9 protein-coding genes are annotated in these 8,648 nt (G+C 75.0%); 4 read left to right on the top strand and 5 right to left on the bottom strand.

Translation table 11 applies throughout. From position 1 onward, the window contains the following. The 3 genes from ACWEVO_RS21520 to ACWEVO_RS21530 all read left to right on the top strand — a co-directional run. Positions 1-629 (top strand): SDR family oxidoreductase (locus ACWEVO_RS21520; protein WP_452309317.1); only part of this gene is annotated, 629 nt, incomplete at its 5' end. After that, positions 626-1,594: a glycosyltransferase family 9 protein gene (locus tag ACWEVO_RS21525; RefSeq protein WP_452309318.1), complete on the top strand. Its 969-nt coding sequence runs from the start codon at positions 626-628 to the stop codon at positions 1,592-1,594. The genes ACWEVO_RS21520 and ACWEVO_RS21525, both read left to right, overlap by 4 nt. Next, a complete protein-coding gene (locus ACWEVO_RS21530; protein ID WP_452309319.1) occupies positions 1,578-2,567 on the top strand; it encodes a DNA topoisomerase IB in 990 nt (329 codons plus the stop codon). Before ACWEVO_RS21525 ends, ACWEVO_RS21530 begins: the two co-directional genes overlap by 17 nt. A gap of 189 nt (positions 2,568-2,756) precedes the next feature. On the opposite strand, the gene ACWEVO_RS21535 is transcribed toward ACWEVO_RS21530, so the two are convergent. The 5 genes from ACWEVO_RS21535 to ACWEVO_RS21555 all read right to left on the bottom strand — a co-directional run bounded on the left by ACWEVO_RS21535 (position 2,757) and on the right by ACWEVO_RS21555 (position 7,269). Next, a complete protein-coding gene (locus ACWEVO_RS21535) occupies positions 2,757-3,788 on the bottom strand; it encodes a helix-turn-helix domain-containing protein (protein WP_452309320.1) in 1,032 nt (343 codons plus the stop codon). Positions 3,789-3,883: 95 nt separating this feature from the next. Further along, positions 3,884-4,387 carry a hypothetical protein gene (locus ACWEVO_RS21540; protein WP_452309321.1) on the bottom strand — a complete coding sequence of 168 codons (504 nt, stop codon included), beginning with the start codon at positions 4,385-4,387 and terminating at the stop codon, positions 3,884-3,886. A gap of 63 nt (positions 4,388-4,450) precedes the next feature. Beyond that, complete coding sequence (locus ACWEVO_RS21545) at positions 4,451-6,082, bottom strand: RecQ family ATP-dependent DNA helicase (RefSeq protein WP_452309322.1); 1,632 nt, start codon at positions 6,080-6,082, stop codon at positions 4,451-4,453. 46 nt (positions 6,083-6,128) lie between these two features. Next, the gene (locus ACWEVO_RS21550) at positions 6,129-7,079 is read right to left on the bottom strand and encodes a TIGR03557 family F420-dependent LLM class oxidoreductase (RefSeq protein ID WP_452309323.1); all 951 of its coding nucleotides are present in this window, start codon (positions 7,077-7,079) and stop codon (positions 6,129-6,131) included. Between the two features lie 67 nt (positions 7,080-7,146). Next, the gene (locus ACWEVO_RS21555; protein ID WP_255352235.1) at positions 7,147-7,269 is read right to left on the bottom strand and encodes a hypothetical protein; all 123 of its coding nucleotides are present in this window, start codon (positions 7,267-7,269) and stop codon (positions 7,147-7,149) included. 136 nt (positions 7,270-7,405) lie between these two features. Between ACWEVO_RS21555 and ACWEVO_RS21560 the strand changes: the two genes are divergently transcribed. Then, positions 7,406-8,648: glycoside hydrolase family 3 protein (locus ACWEVO_RS21560; protein WP_452309324.1), on the top strand; the 1,243-nt coding region annotated here is incomplete at its 3' end.

Here is an 8,648-nt window from a genome sequence, read left to right on the forward strand (position 1 = left end):
TGGTCCCGGCGGTGGCCCCGGCCGGCGGTCGCCCCCTCGTCCTGGACCGGCACCGGCCGGCCGACGGGGTGCCCTGGGTCGAGTGCGACCTGGCCGACACCCGGGCCGCCGAGGCGGCCACCCGGCAGCTCGCGGAACGCTCCGGGGGCCTGGACGCCGTGGTCACCGCGGCCGGCATGGACGTCCCCGGCAAGCTGGCCGACGTCGCGGCCGAGACCTGGGAGCGGATCGTGGCCGTGGACCTGCTCGCCACGGCGGCGGTGATCCGGGCCGCCCTGCCCTACCTGACGGCGTCCCGGGGCAACATCGTCACCGTCGCCTCCACCCTCGGGGTCAAGGCGGTCAGCGACGCCACCGCCTACTGCGCGGCCAAGTTCGGGGTGGTCGGCTTCACCCGGGCGCTCGCCGCCGAGCTGGCCGGCACGGTCGGGGTCACCCTGCTCATCCCTGGCGGGATGCGGACCGCCTTCTTCGACGAGCGGGACGCGCAGTACCGCCCCGGGCCGGACGCGGCGCTGAACGAGCCCGCCGACACCGCCGCCGCGGTCATGTTCGCCCTCTCCCAGCCGGCTGGCTGCACCGTACGGGAGCTGGTGGTCTGCGCCGAGCAGGAGTCCTCGTACCCGTGATCCTGGTGCTGCGGGCGCTCGGGGTGGGCGACCTCGCCACAGCCGTGCCGGCGCTGCGCGGCCTGCGGGCCGCCTTTCCCGGCCGGGAGCTGGTGCTGGCCGCGCCGGCCTGGCTGGCGCCGCTGGCCGACCTGGTCGGCGCGGTCGACCGGGTGCTGCCGACCGCCGGCCCGGAACGGCTGGCGTGGCCGGGCCCGCCGCCGGAGGTGGCGGTCAACCTGCACGGCCGGGGCCCGCAGTCGCACCGGGCGCTCGCCGCCACCCGACCCCGCCGCCTGCTCGCCTACCGCAACCGCGAGGCCCCACACCCCGGCGGGCCGGTCTGGGACGACGACGAGCACGAGGTCCACCGCTGGTGCCGGCTGCTGCACGCGTACGGCCTGCCGGCCGACCCGGCGGACCTGGCGCTGCGCCGGCCGCCCGCCGCCGGGGTGCCGGCCGGCGCCACCGTGCTGCACCCGGGCAGCAAGGTCCCGGCGAAGCGCTGGCCGGCGGGACGGTTCGCGGCGCTCGGCCGGGCGCTGGTCGCCCGCGGCCACCGGGTGGTGGTCACCGGCAACGCGGACGAGCGGGAGCTGGCCGGCCGGGTGGCCGCCGCCGCCGGGCTCCCGCCGGCGGCGGTGCTCGCCGGCCGGACCGGCCTCGCCGAGCTGGCCGCCCTGGTCGCCGACGCCCGGCTGGTGGTCAGCGGGGACACCGGGGTGGCCCACCTGGCGACCGGGTACGGCACCGCCTCGGTGGTGCTCTTCGGCCCGGTGCCCCCGGGGCACTGGGGACCGCCGCCGGACCGTCCCCGGCACCGCGTGCTCGGGGTCGCGCACGAGCCCGGAATCGAGCGGGATTGGCGTGCTGGGGGCGGGGTAGGAACGCATCCGACGTTGGCGGCCATCGAGGTGGACCAGGTGCTGGCCGCCGTGGACGACGCGGAACAGGCGGTGCGGGTCTCCGGTGCGATTGCGGCGTAGTGATCCGGGCAGGCCGGGGTACGGACGCCGGCGGCGCGGCAAGGGCTGGCTCTTCGTCGACGCGAAGGGCGAGCCGGTCCGCGACCCCGACGAGCTGGCCCGGCTGCGCGACCTGGTGATCCCGCCGGCGTGGCAGGACGTGTGGATCTCGCCGTACCCCAACGGGCACATCCAGGCCACCGGGATCGACGCGGCCGGGCGCAAGCAGTACCTCTACCACCCGCAGTGGCGGCAGAAGCGGGACGAGGCCAAGTTCGACCACGTGCTGGAGGTGGCGCACCGGCTGCCGGTGCTGCGCGACCGGGTCGACCACGACCTGGCGCTGCGTGGCCTGCGCCGGGACCGGATCCTCGCCACCGTGACCCGGCTGCTGGACATGGGCATGTTCCGGGTCGGCAGCGACCAGTACGCCACCGGGGACGACCCCACCTTCGGCGTCGCCACCCTGCGTCCCGAGCACGCCCGCTCCCGGCGCGGCTGCGTGGTCCTCGAGTTCCCGGCCAAGGGCGGCATCGAGCAGGTCCGCCGGATCGAGGACCCGGAGCTGTGCCAGGTGCTGGCCAACCTGCGCCGCCGGCGGCGCGCGCAGGAGCGCCTCTTCGGCTACTGGGACGGCCGGGCCTGGCGGGACGTGCGCAGCGACGAGGTCAACGACTACCTGCGGGACGCCAGCGGCGGCGAGATGACCGCGAAGGACTTCCGCACCTGGCACGCCACCGTGCTGGCCGCCACCGAGCTGGCCACGGTCGGCCGGCAACGCTCGGCCACGGCCCGCAGGCGCGCGGTGACCGCGGTGATGCGGTCGGTCGCCGAACTGCTCGGCAACACCCCCACCGTGGCCCGGACGTCCTACGTGGACCCTCGGGTGGTCGACCTCTACCACGACGGGGTGCTCGCGCCGGTGGCGCCGGAGATGCCCCGGGAGTCGGTGGAGCAGGCCGTGCTGACCCTGCTGGAGGAGGAGGCGGCCTGACCGGCCCCGTCGCCGGTCCTGGGGGGAAGCACGACGGGGCCGGAGTTCGGCAGCGTCCGGGGCGCCGTGCGGGTGTCGGCACCGGGCGGCCGCCCGCGACGGTCCGTCGCGGGCGCCTCGCCACGGCCCCCCGATACCAGTGGGCCGCGCGCCGGTCACCCGGCGGTCGGCCCGCCACCAGTATGTCGGCTACGAGTTGACCGCGGATGCCCCGCTGTTGACGATCCGTGCCTGTTCCAGCTGGCGCGTCCGGTACGCCTGCGGGGTCTCCTGGTACGCGGCCCGGAACGCCCGGCTGAAGTGGGCCTTGTCCCGGAACCCCCAGCGCGCGGCGACGAGTTGGATCGGCTGGTCGCGCAGCGCCGGGTCGGCGAGGTCGCGCCGGCACCGCTCCAGTCGTTGGTGCCGGATGTACGCGGCGACGCCGCTCTCCTCCTCCTCGAAGATCCGGTGCAGCGAGCGGACCGAGATGTGGTGCGCCGCCGCGATGAACTGCGGGCTCAACGACGGGTCCCCCAGATGCTGCCGGATGTGCGAGCGGACCTGGGCCAGCAGCGCCCGGCGCCGCACCTCGGTGGGCACCGCGTCCTCGGCGACCAGGTGCCGGCCCAGCAGCGTGGAGATCAGGTCCAGCCCGATGCCGCCCAGCCGCTCGGCGTCGGCCGCGTGGTACTGCTCGGGATGCGCGGTGAGCTGGACGAGGTAGTCGGCGAGCAGGGCCCCGATCCCTTCGGTGCCGGACATCCGCCCGGCGAACAGGGGAGCCAGCCGGGCGTGCGGCACCGGCACCGCGTCGTACGGGATGAAGGCCACGATGGAGCTCGAGGCCGCGCGCCCGTGGTCGTTACCGTGATGGCTGAGCTCGTGCGGGCGGGCGCAGTCGTAGAAGGTCAGGTCGCCGCGGCCGCAGAGGCTGCGCCGCCCCGCCTGCTCCACGCTGGCGTTGCCGCCGAGGGTCAGCGCGAGCAGATAGCAGTCCGCGTCGGAGCGCTCGATCAGCTTCCGGGTCCGGACGGCGTCCAGCGAGGGGTAGCGGTGGCGGACCAGTTGGAGGGGCCCCAGCTCGATGGTCTCCACCCGCGCGACGAAGTCGTCGGCGTGCTCGGTGCGTACCCGCACCAGCCCGGGGGTGTTGGCGAGCAGGTCCAGCCACAGCCCGAACCGGTCGGGCGGCGGCACCTGCTCGGTGTCCAGGATGTGTCGGTTCAGCTTCCCGTCCATGATGCTCCCCGTGGTGGTCCGCCCTCCACCATGGCGGACGCCCCGCGAGGCCGGCGCGACCGCCGCGGGGCGTCCATTGTGCGACAGGGGTGGGGTCAGTCGTTGAGCACGTGCGCGAGGCGGTCCCGGAAGCGCCGCTCGGAGTCGCTGACCACGTCTCCGCCCAGCCCCAGGATGCCGCCGCTGGACGCCGCGGTGACCACCTGCTCGGCGATCTCCACCAGCCAGTGCCGGTACGCCCCGGCCTGCCCCTCGTCCACCTTGGCCGACAGCAGGGCGGCCGCCTGGCCGGCCCGGGCCAGCACGTCGTCGATCATCGCCTGCGGCTCGGCGGGCGTGATGACCGGCAGCTCCGCCCCGGCCTCCGGGTCACCCACCCGGGTCACCACCTCACCGGCGACGGCGGCCACCAGCGGGCTGGCCGATTCCCGCCCCGCCGAGATGGTCTCCAGCCCCGCGGCGTTCTCGGTCATGGTGCGCTTGGTGCCGTCGGACTCGGCCGCGCTCGCCGCGGTGAGCACCGCCTGCGGCAGCCCGACCAGCAGGCCCCACTCCTCGTCGGAGAAACCGAACCCGGTGTACGCCGGCTGCTCGATCACGATCAAGCCCCTTTCGCCGTGGTCGTCGTTGTCGACGGGCACCGCCGCGGTGCCCGGGTCAGGCTAGTCGAGCGTCAGCAGGCCCTGTTCGGACACCACGCGCACCGACAGCGTCTTGTACCCCACCTCGTCGAAGAGCACCGTCATCCGGTCCTCCTCGTAGCTGAGCACCAGCCCGGCGCCCCACTCCGGGTGCCGGACCTGGCTGTGCACCGGGAACGGCCCGACCGCCCGGTCGTCCGCGACGCTGGTGCCGGCGTGGCAGTTGTCGCAGTGCCCGCAGACGTCGTGCATCTGCTCGCCGAAGTACGCCAGCAGCGCCTGGCCCCGGCAGCCGGTGGTCTCGGCGAAGGCGCGCATCATGTCGGTACGCGACCGGGTGACCGCCTGCTGCCGCTCCGCCTCGGCGAGCGCCGCCCGGCCGGACTCGGCGGCCGCCGGCGCGTACCGGGGGGCGCCGATGCGTTGGCGGGAGCGGGGCTCGGCGGCGCCCACCTGCTCCAGCAGGGACAGGTACTGGCCGAGCTTGCGCGGGCCGAGGCCGGTCAGCTCGCGCAGCTCCTTCTTGGTGCGGGGCTGCTTGCGCAGCAGGGCGGCGAGTTCCCGCAGCTCCCGCTCGTCGGGCAGGCCGCCGGTGAAGTACCGCTGCAGGCCGACGTCCTCGGCCCGCCAGAGCAGCAGCACCCGGGCCGGTTCCCCGTCCCGGCCCGCGCGACCGATCTCCTGGAAGTAGCTGTCCGGGGAGTCGGGCAGCGCCATGTGCACCACCCAGGCGATGTTCGGCTTGTCGATGCCCATGCCGAACGCCGAGGTGGCCACCATGATCGGCACCTGGTCGGCGAGGAACGCCTCGTGCAGTTCGTGCCGGGCGTTGGTCGGCATGCCGCCGTGATAGAACTCCGCCGGGAAGCCCGCGTCGGTCAGCCGGCCCGCCAGCTCCTCCGCGGCCCGCCGGGTCGGCACGTAGATGATGCCCGGGCGCTTGTCGTCGCGCAGCAGGGCGATCAGCCGGCGCCACCGGTAGTCGTCGGTCGGGCAGTGGGCCACCTCGAGGAAGAGGTTCGGCCGGTCCAGCCCGGAGACCACCACCTCCGGCTCACGCAGCCGGAGCCGGGCGATGATGTCGTCGCGTACGGGCGGGGAGGCGGTGGCGGTCAGGGCCACCACGGGCGGCCGGCCGATGCCCTCGATCAGGTGCCCGAGCGCCAGGTAGTCCGGGCGGAAGTCGTGCCCCCAGGCCGAGATGCAGTGCGCCTCGTCGATCGCCACCAGGGCCGGCTGCAGCGACCGGACCTCGGCCATCCGGTCCGGGTTGCTCAGCGCCTCCGGGGTGATGAAGAGGAACTCGGCCCGTCCCCGGCGGACCTCCTCGATCGCCTCGGCCTGCTGCGCGGCGGTCTCGTCGGAGCTGATCCGCACCGCCCGCAGCTCGGGTCGCTGCCGTTCGTTGAGCGCCGCGATCTGGTCCTGCTGGAGGGCCAGCAGCGGCGAGATGACCACCGTGGGGCCGGGGATCAGGCTGGCCGGGATCTGGTAGATCGCCGACTTGCCGGCGCCGGTGGGGAGCACCACCAGGGCGTCGCGTCGCTTCATCACCGCCCGCATGGCGGCCAGCTGGTTGGGCCGGAGCGCGGTCCAGCCGAAGAGGCTGCGCGCCGCGCGGCGCAACGTCGTGGAGTGCGTGGTCAGTCTCATCAGTGGCCGCAGGTACCCCCGGCGATCACCCCCGAAACCGTGCCGGTCAGCGCAGCCGGGGCAGCACTTCGCGCTGGTAGAGGTCGAACAGGCCCGGCCAGTGCGGTCCGGTGTTGGCCACGTAGACCTCGTCGAAGCCGGCCTTCGCGTACCTGTCGATCATCTCCAGGTGTGCCTCGGGGCTGTTGCCGCAGACGAACGACTCCTTCATCAACTCCGGCCGGACCAGCTGCGCGGCCTGCTCGAAGTGCCGCGGCGAGGGGAGCACCTGGGACAGTTCGCCCGGCACCCCGGCGTTGGGCCAGCGCTCGTACGCGATCCGCGCGCCCTCGTCCGCGCTGTCGGCGTACGCCGCCTTGAAGCCGGCCTGGCAGGGCTTGTCCCCGCCGCCGGCGTCGCGGAACCGGCGGACCATGTCCGCGTCCGGCATGGTGCTGATGTAGCCGTCGCCGATCCGGGCGGCCAGCTCGATCGACTTCGGGCCGAAGCCGGAGACGTAGATCGGCGGGGGCGTGTCCGGCCGGGTGTAGATCCGGGCGTGCTCGACGCTGTAGTGCTTCCCGTGGTGGTTGAGGAAGTCGCCACGCCACAGCTCGCGCAGCACCTCGACCGCCTCCTCGAGCATCTCCAGCCGGACGTCGGCCTGCGGCCAGGCGGCGCCGAGGATGTGCTCGTTGAGCGCCTCGCCGGTGCCCACCCCGAGCACGAACCGGCCGTCGTGCAGCACCGCGCTGGTCGCCGCGGCCTGGGCGATCACCGCCGGGTGGATGCGCATGGTGGGGCAGGTGACCGCGGTGGTCACCGGCAGCCGGCAGACCTGGCTGAGGGCGCCGATGGTGGACCAGACGAAGGGGCTCTGGCCCTGCGCGTCGACCCAGGGGTGGTAGTGGTCGGAGATCCACAGTGCCTCGAACCCGGCCCGCTCCGCGCCCCGGGCCTGTTCCAGCAGCTCCGCGGGGGTGTACTCCTCGCTGGACAGAAAGTAGCCGATCTTCACGTTTCCCCCTCGCCGGTACGGACGGATCCCCTCGCCGTACCCCCGCGGGGCGGGGTCGGAACGCCGGTCAGCGGCGGAACATCGCCCGGATCGCGATCAGCAGGAAGAGCCCTCCCACCACCAGGCCGAGCAGGCGTACGCCGGGGATGTCGGCCGCGGTGGTGGCGTCGGCGAGCAGCGCGGGGTGCATGGTCGCACTCTCCCACTCCGGTGCCGGGTCCGCCAGCAGCTAACAGTTAGGAATGTTGACTATTTAGGGACGCGGGTGTGACCATGTCAGCACCGCCGGGGCGGCGGGCCGTGGGGAGACGGGGGTACGACAGCGCATGAGCGAGCGGATCGTGGGAGCGAGCCCGGACCTGGCGGTCCTGGCCGCGGCCGTCCTGCAACCCGGGTTCGTCGGCACCACCCCGCCGGCCTGGGTCTGCCGCTGGCTCGGCGAGGGGCTCGGCTCGGTGGTCCTGTTCGCCCGCAACGTCGTCGACCACGACCAGCTCGCCGCGCTCACCGCGACGCTGCGCGCCGAGCGGCCCGACGTGATCGTCGCGATCGACGAGGAGGCCGGCGACGTCACCCGGATCGAGTCGGCGCGGGGCAGCTCGCGGCCCGGCAACTTCGCTCTCGGCGCGGTCGACGACGAGGGCCTGACCGAGGAGGTCGCCCGCGATCTCGGCGCCGAGCTGGCCGCCCTCGGCGTCACCCTCGACTACGCCCCCGACGCCGACGTCAACTCCAACCCGGCCAACCCGGTCATCGGGGTCCGCTCGTTCGGCCCCGACCCGGCCCTGGTCGCCCGGCACACCGCCGCCTGGGTGCGCGGACTCCAGGCCGGCGGCGTCGCCGCCTGCGCCAAGCACTTCCCCGGCCACGGCGACACCCGGGTCGACTCGCACCACGACCTGCCCCGCATCGGCGGCGACCGGGCCCGGCTGGACGCGGTCGAGCTGGCCCCGTTCCGGGCCGCGGTGGCCGCCGGGGTGCAGGCGGTGATGACCGGGCACCTGCTGGTGCCGGCGCTCGACCCGGAGCTGCCGGCCACGCTCAGCCCGGGCATCCTCGGCGGGCTGCTCCGCGACGAACTGGGCTTCCACGGCGTGGTGGTGACCGACGCGGTGGAGATGCGCGCGGTCGCCGACCGGTACGGCTTCGCCGGCGCCGCGGTGCGTGCCCTCGCGGCCGGCGTGGACGCGATCTGCATCGGCGGGGAGCGGGCCACCGAGGCCGACGCCGCCGAGCTGCGCGACGCCATCGTGGCCGCGGTGATCGCCGGGGAGCTGCCCGAGGAGCGGCTGGCCGAGGCGGCGAAGCGGGTCGGCCAGCTCGCCGCGTGGAGCGTCGCCGCGCGGGCGGACCGGCCCGCCCCGGTGCGGGGTGGCGACGGCTCACCGGTCGGGCTGGCCGCCGCCCGCCGGGCGGTGCGGGTGACCGCGGGGGCCGACCGGCTGCCGCTGAACGGCCCGGCGCACGTGGTGGAGTTCGCCCCGCCCCGCAACATCGCCATCGGCGAGGAGACCCCGTGGGGCATCGCCGCGCCGCTGGCCGGACTGGTGCCCGGCACCACCGCCGCCC

The organism is Micromonospora sp. NPDC003776 (genome assembly GCF_053605645.1).

What these genes read in the sequence shown, in the direction of transcription:
- ACWEVO_RS21535 (WP_452309320.1), bottom strand. Translation starts at nt 3,788, where the DNA reads ATGGACGGGAAGCTGAACCGACACATCCTGGACACCGAGCAGGTGCCG.
- ACWEVO_RS21545 (WP_452309322.1), bottom strand. Translation starts at nt 6,082, where the DNA reads ATGAGACTGACCACGCACTCCACGACGTTGCGCCGCGCGGCGCGCAGC.
- ACWEVO_RS21555 (WP_255352235.1), bottom strand. Translation starts at nt 7,269, where the DNA reads ATGCACCCCGCGCTGCTCGCCGACGCCACCACCGCGGCCGACATCCCC.